At 57.7% G+C, this 16,367-nt stretch carries 9 protein-coding genes; all 9 read right to left on the bottom strand.

Annotated features, from left to right (window positions below; genetic code table 11):
- Positions 1–5 precede the first annotated feature (5 nt).
- Entirely contained in the window at positions 6–2,972 is a 2,967-nt protein-coding gene (locus tag GSF01_RS13650) for an extracellular solute-binding protein (RefSeq protein ID WP_159884875.1), read from the bottom strand.
- Between the two features lie 15 nt (positions 2,973–2,987).
- Positions 2,988–4,118, bottom strand: a complete 1,131-nt coding sequence (locus tag GSF01_RS13645; RefSeq protein WP_159884873.1) for an ABC transporter ATP-binding protein — start codon at positions 4,116–4,118, stop codon at positions 2,988–2,990.
- Between the two features lie 243 nt (positions 4,119–4,361).
- Positions 4,362–5,252, bottom strand: coding sequence for an AraC family transcriptional regulator (locus tag GSF01_RS13640; protein ID WP_159884871.1), 891 nt, complete (start codon positions 5,250–5,252; stop codon positions 4,362–4,364).
- A 112-nt stretch (positions 5,253–5,364) separates the two neighbouring features.
- A complete protein-coding gene (locus GSF01_RS13635) occupies positions 5,365–6,429 on the bottom strand; it encodes a sialidase family protein (protein WP_159884869.1) in 1,065 nt (354 codons plus the stop codon).
- A complete protein-coding gene (locus GSF01_RS13630) occupies positions 6,426–8,636 on the bottom strand; it encodes an MGH1-like glycoside hydrolase domain-containing protein (RefSeq protein WP_235941470.1) in 2,211 nt (736 codons plus the stop codon). The genes GSF01_RS13635 and GSF01_RS13630 overlap by 4 nt, the downstream gene beginning before the upstream one ends.
- A 100-nt stretch (positions 8,637–8,736) precedes the next feature.
- The gene (locus tag GSF01_RS13625; protein ID WP_235941469.1) at positions 8,737–9,747 is read right to left on the bottom strand and encodes a sialidase family protein; all 1,011 of its coding nucleotides are present in this window, start codon (positions 9,745–9,747) and stop codon (positions 8,737–8,739) included.
- A complete protein-coding gene (locus GSF01_RS13620; protein ID WP_159884865.1) occupies positions 9,731–12,181 on the bottom strand; it encodes a glycoside hydrolase family 95 protein in 2,451 nt (816 codons plus the stop codon). The genes GSF01_RS13625 and GSF01_RS13620 overlap by 17 nt, the downstream gene beginning before the upstream one ends.
- Positions 12,182–12,227: 46 nt before the next feature.
- Positions 12,228–14,939: a hypothetical protein gene (locus GSF01_RS13615; protein ID WP_159884863.1), complete on the bottom strand. Its 2,712-nt coding sequence runs from the start codon at positions 14,937–14,939 to the stop codon at positions 12,228–12,230.
- Positions 14,940–14,989: 50 nt separating this feature from the next.
- Positions 14,990–16,294 carry an alpha-L-fucosidase gene (locus GSF01_RS13610; protein ID WP_159884861.1) on the bottom strand — a complete coding sequence of 435 codons (1,305 nt, stop codon included), beginning with the start codon at positions 16,292–16,294 and terminating at the stop codon, positions 14,990–14,992.
- Positions 16,295–16,367 lie beyond the last annotated feature (73 nt).

Here is a 16,367-nt window from a genome sequence, read left to right as displayed (position 1 = left end):
AAGCCTCATTTTTTGACATACGGTTCCACCCCTTCCCATGGCTTGTTGACGACCGGAAGATTCATCGTACGGACTACATTGCCGTTCGAATCGATAAATCCGAATTCTTGCACCTTCCGGCGGATTTCCCGGTTGACTTCCTTGACGGCAGTCTCCAGCGATGTCCTTGAATTCATCCCGTTAATGACGGTCCGGGTCCAGGCGTTGCGGAGCTCGCGCTCCATGAAATAGCTGCCCGGCACATTCGGAATTTCCCGGAACCATCTCCACTGCTCCATGATGGCCTTCAGGTCATCCTCCTTCCAGGGAAGCTTCGTGAACGCCTCGATGTTGGAGGTATTCCAGCGGAAGGTGACCCCATTGAGCATCTCCAGATCGGTGCCGAACCTTTCCTGAACTCCCGCCGATGTCCACCATTTAATAAACTCCCAGCCTTCGTTCGGCCGTTTGGCATGCTTCATGATGACGGATGACTGCATATTGCCGCCCAGCCATCTGACTACCTGGCCGTCCTCTTGACGTACCCCAGGCACTGGCGCCAGTCCCCATAATCCGTTCAGCTCCGGAGCGGCTACCGTCAGTTGAATGTACGTATTGATATCTGCTACGCCGATCGGGTACGAGCCTTCGCGAAAATGCTGATAAAAACTGTCCATACGCTGATCGAGCGCGAATTTGTTCTGCAGGTCGGTCCATTGCTTGAAGGTCTCGAAGCCTTTTTCCGCGCCCAGACCGGTCTTCAAGCCGTCCTGCGCATAATATTCGGCGCCATGCATCTGCATGAAGCCGTTATGCTCGATCGGCGTAAAATTCATCCCGCTCTGCTGCAGGACGGGCAGCATCTTATACAGCTCCTCCCACGTGTCGGGGATGCCGAGGCCCAGCCTTTGCAAAATATCCTTGCGGTAGTATAGCATTTGGAACGATTGGGTCTCCGGCACTCCGTAGTAGCCTCCGTCGTAAAAATACGGCGTCCAGGAGCCGGGAGAGAACCGGCCGTAAAATTGGTCAAAGTCTGAAAACTGCTTCAGATTGTAAATGCCGCCACGTATCGCATAATCAAACGGGATGTCTTGAGGAAGACCGAGCGCGACGTCGGGCGCTATGCCTGCGGCATTCATCAGCACAAGCTGCTTCTCATCCTTGAGCAGATTCACCTTCACCTTGATCCCCGTCTGGGGAGTGAACATCTCATCCGCGAGCCCCTGGAGCAGATTGACATAGTCCCGTCCTCGATACATCCAGACGTCCAGCGTATCTGCCTGATCCGTACTCCATTTCCCCTTCGCCTTGAAGGAGTCGAAAAAATTCGCCAGGCCGCCCCACAGCTTCTCGCTGAAGCCAGCCTCCATCTTGGGCAGCTTCTGGCCTGCGGGCACGACGTACAAGCGGTCGAGCTGGAGCGGCTGCGAGTTGAGAGCTTGGATCTGGGCCATGATCTTGCCTTGAATCTCGATAAGCCGGCCCGGCTCATACGGGATTTCATCCGCATCCTTTAACAGCGAATCGATATCCTTGCGGGCCGAGACGAGACCCTGGGAGACGGCATCGGGCCGCCCGTTCAAGAGGACGAGCTTCTCGCGGATCGCTTCGAGCCTGTCTCCGTTATCCTTCAGCTGCGCGGTAAAGCCGGGCAAATCCCGGTCAATCTCCCATGTCCGGTTTTTGTCGTTTACTCCACCCGTCAGCGCCCGGATGTCATTGAACTGCTTGCTTAAGCCGCCAATGACCTGCTCCAATTCCATAGCAAGCGGTTTCAACGGCGCTTGCGTCACGCGCATTGAGATGGTATTCGTTCCTTTTTTCAGGTAAAACTCGAACGGAACCCCTTGATTGTCGGACAGCGCGAGACCCTTCCAGCCGGTTGCGTACAGAAACCGGTATGCCTTCAGCTCCGAGAAAGGAACCTCGCCGTTAATCAGGATGGTGCGGAACGAGGAACGGTTGGATACAAAGCCTTGCTGCGCACGAAGCGCTATCTGATACAGACCGGTTTCGGGCGCCTCGAAGCTCCAGGCGATTTCCTGATTTTCCGAGTTCCAGCGTTCGCCGTTCAGCGTATTATAAGTAATCTTCCCCTGAACGTAAGGCGTGTTTCCGACATCGTTATCGTACGCTAGCGCCAGTGAAGAGTCGCTCTTCCATAGCACCTGCTCGGCTTCGATGACGACCGGATCAGCCTGGACCGGGGCTAAGCCGGAAGGCCAGCTGTCCTTCACCGTGAGGTAATCCGCCGTCTTGTTTACGGCTTGCAGAGTAATGGACTCGATCGCTAGCGGATCGCTGCCCGCGAAGCGAAGCTTATGCTTGCCTGGCGTCAGATACCATTGAAGCGGATCTTCGTAAGCGCCTGCCTTATCCCGCAGCTCCCAGGTCATCCACCCGGAAATATCCTCGGCGATCGGGCGAATCTCATCCCCTCTGTCATCCTTGCGGATCGGCAGCTTATCCTTCCAATGCCGGCGCAGCTCGATAGAGCGCGCTTCCAGGAAGGGAGTATTGCCGTCGATCGTCAGGTTCAGCGCCATCGGCTTCCGGTATTTGGAGCCCAAGAAAGGATGATACGACAACTGGATGGTGTAAAGACCGCCCTGAGCTACTTCGATCTCATACTCGATCCATTCATCCTGTGCGGCGCTCCAGATCAGGACGTTGTCCTTCCCGTGATAGGTGCCCACCTTTACTTGGGCTCCAGCCGAGCTTCCTGCAAGGTTCGAGCCGGCAATAGCCAGCTTGGCCGAATGCCCGCTCGAAGCTCCCTCCTGCTTCCATTTCTCCATAGCTTCTGCATAATCGGGCTCAGTCCGGTGAAATCCGATTAACTCGCCATCCATCCCGCCCGCCTCGGGCTTCGCTCCCGTCGCAGCTTCACCCGGGTCAGCGAAGCCGGGAAGCGCCGGACTCAGCACCAGGACAAGGGCGAGCATGGAAACCATCCAGACCCGGGTTCGACTTAACGCCTTCAACTTCATCCCTCCGCACTTCGTTTAATCCGATAAATTTTGCGTGGTATCGGCATCGAAAAAAATAGCCTTCTGCACATTTAGCGTCAGCCTCAGCTTCTCATTGTCTGAGAACAGACGATCCGCCTGGGAGCGGATAACCAGCAGCTTCGGCGCTCCGATATCGGCGTACACGTACCGGTCTGCCCCCATAAGCTCGCACAGCTTATATACGCCGGTCATATGCGAAGGCGCTTGCTCGGTATCCGTGTCAAGGCCGGTCGGCGCAATGTCAATATTCTCACTGCGTATTCCCATGATAACCGTCCGGTTCACCTTGTTCTTTAGCTTCAACACATTCGATTGATGCGCGGGCAGCCGGAAGTAATGCCGCTTCGTATGAAATTCCAGCAGGCCCTCGGGAGCCTCCAGAAGCTTGCCTTCGATAAAGTTGATGGGCGGCGAGCCGATAAACCCGGCGACAAACATATTGGCCGGATGGTTGTAGATACGCTGCGGCGTGTCCACCTGCTGGATCAATCCGTCCTTCATGACGACGATCCGATGCCCCATCGTCATGGCCTCGACCTGATCATGCGTGACATATACCATCGTCACGCCAAGCTGCTTGTGCAGCGATATAATCTCCGTGCGCATCTGGACCCTCAGCTTGGCATCCAGATTCGAAAGCGGCTCATCCATAAGGAATACCTGGGGATTGCGCACGATCGCCCGCCCCAGCGCGACGCGCTGCCGCTGACCGCCGGAGAGCTGCTTCGGCTTCCGGTCCAGATAGGGCTCGATTTCCAGCGTCCTCGATGTCCGCTTGACCGACTGCTCGATCTCATGCTTCGGCGTTTTACGCAGCCTTAGCCCAAATGCGATATTCTCGAACACGCTCATGTTCGGATACAGCGCATAGTTTTGAAAGACCATCGCAATATCCCGGTCTTTGGGGGGCAAATGATTGACCAGCCGGTCTCCGATATACAGCTCCCCCGAGCTTATATCCTCCAGACCTGCTATCATTCGCAGCGTTGTCGATTTCCCGCAGCCGGAAGGACCGACCATCACGAGAAATTCGCCATCGTGAATTTCCAGGTTGAAGTCTTTGACGGCATAACCTCGTTCCTTGCCGAATCGTTTTTCGATATGCTTTAATACAATACGTCCCACGCCCGCACCTCCCACAGTTTCCCTCTTCATGTTGGGAACGGTTACAATTGTCCCGAATGTCCTTCATTATACAGGCTGCTCCATGGCGGATTATAGGGGATCATAACTTACTCTATAGGCGAATAGTGCTTTCAGCCGGCAGCTCTTAGCCTGTCTTCGCGGGAGCGCTGCCAAGCGAACCGTTCTCGTTTTCCAACCCGAAAAAAAAGAGCTGGTCCCATTGCAATGGTCAGCCCTAATCGATTAAAACGACATTGCTCCTTCTTCAAGCTCTTGAAAGTTTTGCCGATACTGCCTTGGGGTTACACCCGTTTTTTTGCGAAAAAGCGCATGGAAAAACTTCATATCCTGATAGCCCACCTGATTCGCGATCTGATAGATCGGAATATCGGTCGCCTTCAGCAGCTCGCAGCATTTCTGAACGCGTACATTTTGCAAATATTGCGTAAACGACAGTCCGGTCGACTTCTTGAACAACCGCTGGAAGTGGCTGGCGCTCAGGAAAAAATAATCGGCCACATGCTGCACCGTAATATTTTGCGTATAATTCGACTTGATGAAATGAACGACATCATCCAACATCCGCGCGGGCACGGGCTCCGCATCGTTCTGCAGTTCGAAGCGCTGAAGCATCACCAGCATCTGGATCAGCTGCACCGTCAACACCGTTTCAAACCCGGTATTGCGCTTCAGATATTCACTGTACATCGCCTGGACGATGGCCTGGAACGTATCGTACTTATCCTGGATATGCAGCCAGGGCTGGGCCAGCCCATTCGGATTGTAAATGGCATTATAGGTGTAACAGTCTTCCTGCAAATAGCTTTTCCAGCCATCCAGCAAGCGGCCGTTGAAGATACAGTTATAGATGACCAGCATCTTGTCCTGCCGGGGCGAGGACGGCCGGAATACATGCGATGTCCCCACCGGGATGACGAACAGATCCCCCTGCTTGACGGGTATGACCCGATCCTCGATGTAATGGTACCCGCAGCCTTCTCCGACAAAGCAGATTTCCACAAAATCGTGGGTATGCTGAGACAATGTAAACGATTCCAACTCGCGGTTTATAAAAATATCTAGGTTATCGTCGAAAAATAAGTCCCCGCTTAAATGCTCGATTCTTCCGGACATCCCCATCACCCCAAATACAGGTTTGCAAATCGACGCAATTCCAATTTCGATCGTTCCATTGCTCTACCGAGCAGCTTTATGTACTTTAATATGACATGATTGTCGTTCCATTTCAATCCTCAAATACCAGTTGTTCCCCGAGGCGCACATATTTAATGCCTTTGCGCAAGTAGGAGAAAGCGATGTGCAGGTTCCCGTCGCGGGTAGCTAGGATAGACGGGTAAGAGTAGCCAATCTCGGAATCCTTGTATTCCAGGTCCGCCATCTGGATATTGCGGGAATAAGGCCAGGTTTGTCCGTCATCCTCCGAGAGGGATAACGTCAGCGGCGTGCGCAGCGGCTTCTTGCGGAACTCGCCCTTCCTCTGCACCCAGCGGAACTGGTCGCGCTCCATCGTAGAGTCGTTATAGATCAGTGCCATACGACCGCTCGGCAGCTTCACAGCCTGCGTAGAGGAATTGTTGTTCGCAAGTACGCTTTTGACAGGCTTCGACCAGGTGCGGCCGCCATCGCGGGATTCGCTCATATAGATGCGGTCGGCCTGCCTGCTGCGGAACATGGCGAGCAAAGATCCGTCGCTGCGTTCCAGCACATTCATCTGAACCCGGTGCGTGCTGCCGGACACCTCGTATTCCGTCCACGTTGCCCCCTGGTCGCTGCTGATCTGTACGACGCTGTAATGTCCGTCCAGCTTGCAGTAATAAGCCGGGAGCAGCCAGTCACCGTTGCTCAGGACGATCGGAGGATGTCTTAGAAAAATACCAAGTCTATCGAATAACACCTCGGCAGGACTCCAGGTCTCTCCCCTGTCCTCCGATGTCCGGTACACGACTCTGGAGGTTTTCTGATTATGCGGCTCATTGGACGTATGAAACAGCCACAGCTTGCCGTCCGGCGCTTGAAAGAGCACCGGATTTTGCTCGGAGCGGCCTGCGTCCTCTGAAAGCGGGACAGGCTGCGTCCAGCAGTCCGTCCCGGCAGGCAGCCGAGACAAGACGATATGGGTATCGGGATTTCCTTCCCCGCTCCCGGAAAACCACGTGCACAGCAGGTCTCCGTTATCCAGCTCCAGCAGATTGGCAGCATGGTTGTCGCTGGGCTCGGATAGCGGAAGATAAGCCTCCATGATCCGAGAATCTGCCTCGCTGGGGGTGATCATACCATTAAAGCGATTCACTCGCATACACTCCTTGCATCTCGTTTAGTCGTTCCCTGTTCCGTCCCGTCCCGAAGACTCTTCCATGAGAGCTCCATACGGCACAGCTTGTCGCTGGCGAATGCCTCCTTGCCGTTGACGTACAACCGGTATCCGGGCTCCAGTCCGGCGATGTCCGCGTCCTGCGAGGACGCATCGGGCCCAAGGTAGGTGATCCGCAGCTCCAGCCCGCCGGCTTTTACCCTATCCAATGCGAAGTAGTCCAGCCCGATATCCAGCGGGTCAAGCGTCAGCCCCTGCTGCCCGACGGACAATCCGGCGACATGGCTGATCAGCAGATCGATGTAAAAGGAATGATTATACTCCTGTTCGTCGCTTAACGGCTCTCCGGTAGCGCTGTTATAATGCTCGACAAGTCCGGGTCGGTTCAAGTCGCGATTTTGGAAATGCAGAAACGAATATTCCCGCAAATAATAGGCGAAATCCGCATCGTACTTATGGCCGCTTCGCTTGCTCTCCTTAGCCAGCGCATCAAGCGCGATAGAATTCGTGTAAGGCCAGGTGGGGCCGTCCCAAACGCAGCCGTTGCGGCCTTTGACGAAGTGCCCCATCCACCCTCCTTCCTTCGCGTACGCCGGACAGTCCGCCGATACGGAGGGGAAGGGGCAACCGGTACGAAATTCTTCTTCATTGAATAAATGCCCGATCATGCCATCGAACCGCGCGTCCAGCATTTGGGCCCAGCCGGGATATACACCGACCAGATTTTTAACCCATGCCTTCTCATCCGTCTCGTAGTGAAGATCGTAGAAAAACTGCGTTTCCTCGTCCCACATTTTCGCCAATACATCTTGCCGGATCGCATCGGCCCGCCGAAGGTAGTCCTCCGCCTTAGGATCGCCTGCAGCTTCGCATAGTCGCGCAATAGCCAGCGTGTTCAAGTAGTGGTAGACCGTACGATCCACCCGCTTGAGCGGCGTATAGGTTTGTTTGTCCTTCGGATTTTTCGGATAGTCATGAAAATACCAGTAGCTCGGCTGGTATTCCTTGCCTGTCCGCGTATGCTTGTACTCGATCATCAGCTTGTCGCTTTCGCTGCCGTACACGTCGATCCAAGCCTCCACATTGCGCTTCAGCGCCGGCAGCCATCCGGCGACCGTCTCCAGATTGCCATGCACCAGATACAGCTGATAAGCCGCCCAACAGGCAAAGTTCGCGAAGGAATGCATGATCGTATCGACCGTCAGGCAGCTCAGCATGCCCCCCTCGCCCGGGGCCTGGACCATATTGCGGAAGGGTCCCTCCGCATATGCCGGATCGTGATACCAGCGGGCATCCGTCACATGCAAGGGCACTGACAGATTGATCAGCTTGCTGAATTCCCAACCGCCCTTGCCGAAGGGCGTCTTGCTTTTCTTGTGGGACCTGCCCTCATAGAACAACGGATAAGATAAGTGCCCGTACCTCGGATCGGCCAGATTGTGCCGAAGCAGAAACCAGCGGTAGCTCCAAGTGCGGGTAAGCAGCTCGTCGCTGCTGGCGAAGACAGGCGCTTTGTCGAACCAAGCGTCATATTCCTCCTGCTGGCGAGCGACGACCTCAGCCCCGTTCCTTCCGCTTTCCGCATAGCCCGCTGCGCGCTGGAGGAGCGCTTCCGCCTCGTCCTGGCCTTCGATACCGAAGGCTGCGGCTACAATAAACGAACGGGACTCCCCCGGCTTCAGGCGCACTTCCTCCAGCAATGACGGATCGCTGACGGCGATCGCCCCCGCGATGGCAAAGCTGTAATGACCAGGGTCGAACTTGCCCAGCAGCCTGTTGCCCACTCTCCGGGAGAAGGCATCCTGCCAGGTTTCCAGGCTCAGAACCAAGTCCCGGGAACTGCGATTGGTCCAGGTTTGGCAGGATACCGCGCAGTCGTCCCATGTAATGAACTTGCTTTCGGACAGCTTAAGCCGGCTGTTCTCGAACTCCATCCGCAGATGGCTCGGACGCCACTGAGTCTGGCAGGGCTCGAAGCTGTCTGTCAAATTATTCGCGATGCGGTACAGCAAAGGGATATTTGCTTTATGTATAAAGTCGAACCGGCCGGAGAAGCCTGGCACAGGCTCGACATAATCAGCCCATAAGCGCGCTCCCGTCGAACCTAGCAGCAGAGCGCCCGGCAAGGTGCGAAGCGCTTTCTTTTCGGCGTGAAGCACATCGTCTATTCGTCTTGAAGCTGGCATCCTTCCTCATCCCTCCATTCCGGCAGCAAGTGAACCTCCTGACTTTCTCCTTATATCATAAAATATTCCAATGATCGCTTCAGGGTGTTAACCGCTCAATCTATAGGTCAATCCTGCTCATTCGATGAACAGTCGTCTTCCAATAAGCAATCCGTTCTCTTTTCCACGTATAAGTGACATGCAGCTCTTGACCTTTCGCGATGACGGCCGGATAGGAATACTGCTTATCCCCCTCATCGATGAGCGTTTCGCCCCCCCATGTGAATCCGTTGTCGCGGGAAAGCAGCAGCACAAGCGGCGTCCTCGGGCCCTTCAGCTTCCCCGGCTCGGGTCGTGTGGGATTGCACACGAGCGCGAGCATGCCGTCTGCGAGCTTGACCAGGTCGATTCCGCTGTTATTGTTCGGGACTGAGGTTGCGTAAGCCAAGCTCCACGTTCGGCCTCCGTCCGTCGAATCGCTGCGGTAAATAGCGCCTGCGGTGCTGCGGGCCAGCATATGCACGATGCCCGGAGACGACTCCCAGAGGGCAGGCTGGATTATACCCTTGCCGAGAAAGCCGCTTCGATCCTCGGGCAGCGGCACCGGCTCGCTGCGCGTCCATGTCCGGCCCCCGTCTGCGGACAGGTCCACAAAGGCGTCCCACGCGGGCTCCAGCGACGCAGGTGCGGCAATCGTCCCGTCCGCGAGCGTAATCGGCTTGTTCTTCACCGGCCCGCGCCCGCCCTGGTCCCCTTCGACGAGCGGAACAGGCTCGGTCCACGTATGTCCGTTATCCGGCGAGCTCATCACCATGGTCATCCAGTACTCGATCTTCGGGCCGATTTTATAATACAAAAACAGCATGCCGTCATTCCTGCGGAAGAGGACCGGGTTCCAGTGCGCGACATCCGTCCGATCCGCTATACATAGCGGAGCCGACCAGTCTCCTGCGGGCGAACGCCGCGATATCCAGATCGCAACATCGGCCGCTCCCTCCCGGCTGCCGCCGAACCAGGCGGCGATCAGTTCGCCGCCGGGAAGCGCCTCTACTGTTGAAGCATGGCAGCTGGCAAAGGGCCGCTCCTCTCCGAATATAAATGTCCGGCTTCTAGGTTCAGGTTGCTCGTTCAATCGGTTCGCCTCCTCGGTTCGCTTCCAGCGGGACGGCTCGAAGCTCGTATCGCCTTCCGGCTTCGGTAGAGATGGACAGCGTCTGCAGCCCATCCTTTAAGGAGAACTCCTGCTGCGCATTCAAGGCCTGGCCCTCCCAGGTCAGCTCCACATCTCCGGCCATGCGCAGCCTTAACGGTCTGCCCGCGCGGGACAGAACGGACACCCGGGTCAGGCTTCCGGCCTCCCATTCGAGATCTACCTCGAAGCCGCCTCGCGCGCGCAGTCCTTTCACCTTGCCCCGGCTCCAGCTGCGGGGAAGCGCAGGCAGCAGATGCACGATGCCGCGATGACTCTGGAGCAGCAGTTCAAGTATGCCAGCCGTACCGGCCAAATTGCCGTCAATCTGGAAAATATCCAGCTTAACTTTCGGATGCCGGTGAGCGTTCGTCAGGTTCGGATGCAGCCCGGCAAGCAGCTCGGACAAATAATGGTGCGCCTGAGCGGGCTCCCGCAGCCGCGCCCAGAAGCTTACCGTCCATGCGCAGCTCCAGCCGGTATGAGCGCCTCCGTGCTCAAGCCTACGCTCCAGGGAGCGGCGGCAGGCCGCCGCCAGCTCAGGCTCGGTATCGACGGTGATCTGCTCCAGCGGGTGCAGCGCGACCAGATGAGCGGTATGGCGGTGGCCCGGCTCGGCCTCCTCGTAATCATCCGCCCATTCCTGCAGCTGTCCATGCCGACCGATCCGATACGGAAGCAATTGCTCCAGCGCCTGCTCCAGCTCTTCGCGAAAACCTTCGTCTTCACCGAGCGTTACGCTCGCTTCGATGCAATGAGCGAATAAGCTGCGCAGCAGCGCCATATCCATCGTAGCCCCATGCGTAACGCTGCTTGTATAACCGTCAGGTCCCATGAAGCTGTTCTCGGGCGATGTGGACGGGCAGGTGACCAACCGGCCGCCTGGCCCTTCCACCAGCCAGTCCAGCCCGAATTGCGCCGCTTCCTTCATCGTAGGATAAGCCTTGGCCAAAAATTGTTCATCCTGGCTGAAAGCATAGCGCTCCCACAGGTGCTCGCAGAGCCAGACGCCGGCCATGGGCCAAAACGCCCAGCTCGGCGAACCCCCGACCGGTGTAGCGGTGCGCCACAGATCGACGTTGTGGTGGGCTGTCCAGCCCCGGCACCCGTAGTGGACAGCCGCGACCTTCCTTCCCTTATCCCGCAAGCCCTCGATCAGATCGAACAGAGGCTCGTGACACTCGGACAGATGGGCGGCCTCCGCAGGCCAATAATTCATCTGCACATTAATATTGGTCGTCCAGCTGCTGCACCAGGGTGGCTGCGGCTTATCGTTCCAGATGCCCTGCAGATTCGCCGGCTGCGAGCCCGGTCTGGAGCTGGCAAGGAGCAGATAGCGTCCGTATTGAAAAAATAACGCCGCCAGTCCCGGGTCGTCCTCGCCGTCGCGCACCGCAAGGATGCGGCGATCTGTCGGAAGAGAGGCACCCCGAGGCTCGCTGCTTGGCCCTTTGTCGGCACTTGCTCCCAACTGGAGCGATACCCTGCCGAACATGCCGGCATGCTCGCGCACATGCCGCTCTCGCAGAGCCTCGTAGCCGAGCGCCTCCGCCTCCCGCAGCCAGGCTTCGCAAAGGATGGCGGGCTGACGTCCGGCAGCCGCCCGGGCCGGGTCATACCCCGCATAGCTCGTCGCTGCCGCGATCAGCAGCGTCACCGGGCCCTTGGAACGAATGCGCAGCCTCCCCCCGCTCGCCTCTACCCTCCCGTTGCAAGCTGTAGCATGCGCCATAACCTCGAAGCCGATCCCTTTTCCCTCGGCATATTGCACCGGCTCCAAGGTCTTGACCGTATTCGGCTGTACGATAGCCGGGCATCTGCCGGATAACGACAGGCGGTTCCAGGCCGCCTGCCTTACGGCGAACTGCAGCGGGCTGTGGAGCAGCACGGTGAAGCTCATCGGCGCTTCGCTCTCCAGATGGATCGCCAGCACTTGATCGACGGCCGATACAAAAACTTCCCGGGTATGCCGAAGCCCTCCCGAACGGAAGCTCGTACGGACAATTCCTTCGTCCAAGCTCAGCTCTCTGCGGTAGTCCGTGATCTCGCCGACCTCGTCGAACAACAGCTCCAGGTCCCCGAGCGGCTGATAGGAATCGATCTCGGACCCCTGCATGTTGCGCTCGATCAACCTCTCCGCTTCCGCATGACGTCCCGAGAAGATCAGCCTCCTCGCTTCCTCCAGATACAGGCGGGCGTCATAGCGAACCGTATCCCTCGGCTCCCCCGACCATAGGGTATCCTCATTCAGGGCAAGACGCTCCCGCTGCGGGCCTCCGAATACCATCGCGCCCATGCGGCCGTTGCCGACCGGAAGCGCCTCGAACCAGCTGTGCGCCGGCTCCCGGTACCACAGCGTCGTATCGTAATCTGACATAAGCAACCCCTCTCTGCTGCACCGCAGCCTCGCATCCTTGCAGCGGCTATTCGTACAGCCAGTCTAACGTATTGACGCCATCGTTCTTATGCTCCACGTCCCTCACCCGGAGCGGCTGATCGTCGTCGATCACCCCTGCGATGACATAAGCCCCTCGTCCCAGATCAAGCACATGCCGCCCTGCTTCGAACCGGAAGGCATGAATGTTGACGGACGGATACGCATACAAGCGGAAGCCTTTGCGCAGCACGGGCTCATATCCCCCCTGATCGTCCGCATGGGTGTTCTCCTCGAGGCTTGGGACCTGCAGCCACTGCTCTTCCTTGGAGTTAAAATATCCCACCAGCACCTTCGATGGGCGGGTCAGCTCCAGCTCGACCGCAAATCCCCGCTTGCCCGCCTCCATCTGACTGAAGCGGACGCCGGTCAGGCCATCCAACTCCTCGGCGCAGCCGACGATATGAATATCGCCATCCGTAAACACGCACGCTTCCTTCGTCACCCGGTACGTTTGCGCATCCGGCGACAGCAAGGTAAACGGAGCTTCCCGGTAGGCCGTGATCGGCTCTTCCAGGTTCTGCAGGGCCGCGGGCAGAACCCCTGCTCTCAGCTCGCCGAGATGCAAGCGGAATTGGTCCAGCTCCTTCTCATAGACGGGCAGGCACGCTTGCCAATGCCCATAGTCAAGGCCTCCGCGAACGGGAACCTTGCGCTGCTGGGTCTGCATGCTGTTGGCGAACGTATAGGTCCGGGCCGTCAGCTCGGCGAGCTCGCGATAGTCGTCCAGACCATGCATCAGCTGTTCTTCCGCCGCCTCCAGCAGGTCCAGCCGCTGGAAATAGTCTCCGCACACCGTATGCTTGTAGGTCAGAATCTGTATCGCCGCCCGCACCTTATGCGCATACGAGCGAACCATCAGGCGGATCGCCTTCATGTCATCAGCCAGTCTGTCGAACTCCTCGCGGTTGAGGGTCGTATGGCGGCGCGCCCGTGCGATGGCATTCACCGCTTCCTCGGCGTGAAGCTCGCAAGCTGCGATCAGCTCCGGCGGCGTTTCTCCGACATGCGGCTCCCCCTTCACTTCGCGAAGCACGTATTCCTCCAGCCGTTCGCCTGCAGGAGCCTGGGATTCCCATAGATCCGGCCAGGGCATATGGCGTTCCGGGTTCGTCAGCTGGCTCATGGTCATGCCAAGGCTCATCGTCTGCCGATTCCCCTCCGTGATGCCGAATCGTCTCAGCAGCTTGGGCGCGCATGCTCCCGACGCCTCGTACGCATCCAGGATCGCCTCTCCCGCTTCGCGGCTGCCGTACCGCCTCCCCAGCACCTCGCTCCAATAACGACGCTCGGCCTCCGGCTCGCGATCCGGGTTCCAGGCGTAGCGGAACCACGTCGCGTACCAGATCCAGTCGCGGTCGAGCTGCCTCAGCCTGGGGACCGTGTTATCCGGGGAATAAGGCCAATCCCAGAAGAACAGCGGATAGAGATGCAAGCCGTTCGATTTAAGCCGGTATTTAGCCGCCTGCATGCATTTTTGGATGAAGGACGGGGCGCCGAAGCGGAACGGCTCCAGATTGGCTAAAATATGCACATTCACAATATGTACCGAATCGAGCGAGCTGAGTCTGTGATGGATTTGCTGCCATTTGCCTCTTGGCGTGTACGTGGTCAGTGACTCGCCATTATACTTGGCCTCCGTATACAGACGCGGATATAGGGGCAGCGCGGCTTCGATCACCTTCTGCGGCTCGATGGCATGGGAACGAAGGATGATCGGCGGCTTTTCCTTGACATCCGCCTTGCTTAAGCCCTCCAGCAAGCCGGCCAGAATCGTCTCAGTAAACCATTCCACCCCGTAGATCTGTCCCTGCAGCGCTTCCCCGAGACATACCATCAGGCCCACGTTGGGGAACGAGCTGACGAACGCCGACAGCGACTTTTTGTAATAATCGCTTGTGATCGGCAGCGGCTTCGGCTGATGCTGCTTCAAGCCGTGCTTCTGGGCAAACGGCAGCGGAATATGGATGTTGTAGAACTTCAATACAACCCAGATACCGCGACGGTCCGCCTCCTCCGCGATCCAGCGGAAGGTGTCCACATTGAGAGCGAACTCCTCGTCCGTCACCTCCAGCGCCTCTGGATAATCCGCAAGCTTCACCAGCGAGGAGAAGGGATGACCGCTCCATAGATAGACGATATTGCATCGTTCCTCCAGCATCATATCGAGAAAATCCCGCCACAAGTCACGGTCGTAAAACCATGGAAAACGGTCCGGCGTGATCGGATATTCATACGTAAGCCGCGGGGGCTCCACCGTCGTCTTCTGCAGCCCGATAGCCGGGCCGCGAATAGAAAAGCGGGGGGCATCCCCGAAGGCGAGATCGACCGGCAAGCGTCCTTCGGCTTGAATGCGCCTTGCCAGCTCCATACAACCGTATAGAACGCCTGAGTCGCTTCCGCCCGAGATCGTCGTCAGGCTTCCCGGGCAGGACGCCAGATAAAACCCTTCTTCCTCGGGGGCATGCGTATGGTACAGCAGCACATCGCGCTCCTCCAGCTGCCGAAGCAGCTCCGATTCTCCGCGATTGGCGGCAAAGAGCTTCAACCCGGGTGCGGATCGGTACGTGTCCCAGGTCCACGACACCTCCTCGGCGTTTACTTCATAGCCGCAGCTCTCCAGCGCCTCCTTGAGCAGCTGGACACCGTATGCTACCCGGGGAACGGGGTTTCGTTCATAGCCTAGCGTGATTGCTTTCATCGCGGCGATATTCCTCCATTTGCGGACTCGGGGCCGGACGGCCCCCCGCCTTATTTTAAAAACAGCTCGATCACCGGCACCGTCACATTCGGCTGCTTCACCGGGATGGAAAGCGTCAGCGTCTCGGTGTCCCGGCCTTCCCGGAACGCCCCTTCCTCGATCCCGCTCGGGACGAAGCCTTCCTTCATGCGGATTTCCGAGGCGTCATGCAGCAGCTGCGCATACTCCACCTTGCCCGCGAGGCCGCGCAGATGAATGTTCTTGAACGGCCAGCTCAACACATGGACATACAGCCGGTTTGTCTGGGGGTTATACGTAAGTCTGCAGTCAGGGGGACATACGAACTCCTCGGGCGCCTGCGTGCAGCCATAGATCGAACGACTGTGCCTCCGCATCCAGGACCCGATGCCCTTCAGGCGGTCGACCGCCCGCTCATCGAACTCCCCGCGTCCCGTCGGTCCGACGTTCAGCAGCAGGTTGCCGCCCTTGCTGACCACATCGATCAGCATCTTGACCAGCACTTCGACACTCTTCCACGAGTCCTCCTCGCGGTGATACCCCCATGAGCCGCTGAACGTATGGCAGGTTTCCCAGACGACCTTCCTGCCGTTCACCTCGACCCATCGAGTGGGCATGTATTGCTCCGGCGTCGTGATGTCTCCGCCGATCTGCAGGCGGTCATTGAGCAGAATATGCGGCTGAAGCGAACGGATCCGGCTGACGAGTTCCTCGCTGCCCCAGTCCTCCTTGCCTTTCCCCGCAAGCCCGTTCTCCTCGGGGAAGGAGAAATCATAGAACATCAGATCGATCTTCCCGAATTCGGTCAGCAGCTCCTCCGTTTGCCCTCGCAGGTAGCTCCGGTAGATCGACATATCCCGCTGCCGGCTGCTTTCGATAAAGGCCGGGTCGAGCCGCAGGGGATGCTTCGGATCGACGGTATAATGGGGGTGGTTCCAATCCAGCAGCGAGTAGTAAAAACCTACCTTCATTCCCCGGTTACGGAAAGCATCGACCATCGGACGCAGTACATCTCGCCGTGCCGGCGTAAGAGGGGCCTTGAAGTCCGTCAGCTTGCTGTCCCACAGGCAGAAGCCTTCGTGGTGCTTCGTCGTCGCGATCATATACTGCATGCCTGCCTCATGGGCAAGCTGAGCCCACAGCTCGGGATCATACAGATCCGGGTCGAAACGCTTGAAATACTTGCCTCCGTACTTCTCCGTACTCGATCTTTCGCGGGACTGCAGCCATTCGTGCCGGGCCCCAAGCGAATATAGCCCCCAATGAATAAACAAGCCGAACCGGTCATGCGTAAACCAACTGCTGTCTCCGGTTGTCGGCTGAACCTCGTAGGTCATCCCGTTCTCCTCCATCCTTAACTTCTGTTCTTTCCTGAATGGCGTTCAGTTTACAGGAAAGCGCGTGGACCGA

It is taken from the genome of Paenibacillus puerhi (assembly GCF_009846885.1).
GTDB classification, from domain to species: Bacteria; Bacillota; Bacilli; order Paenibacillales; family NBRC-103111; genus Paenibacillus_G; species Paenibacillus_G puerhi.
Note: the sequence above shows the minus strand (reverse complement) of the source record. Positions and strands in the feature narration are given on the sequence as shown.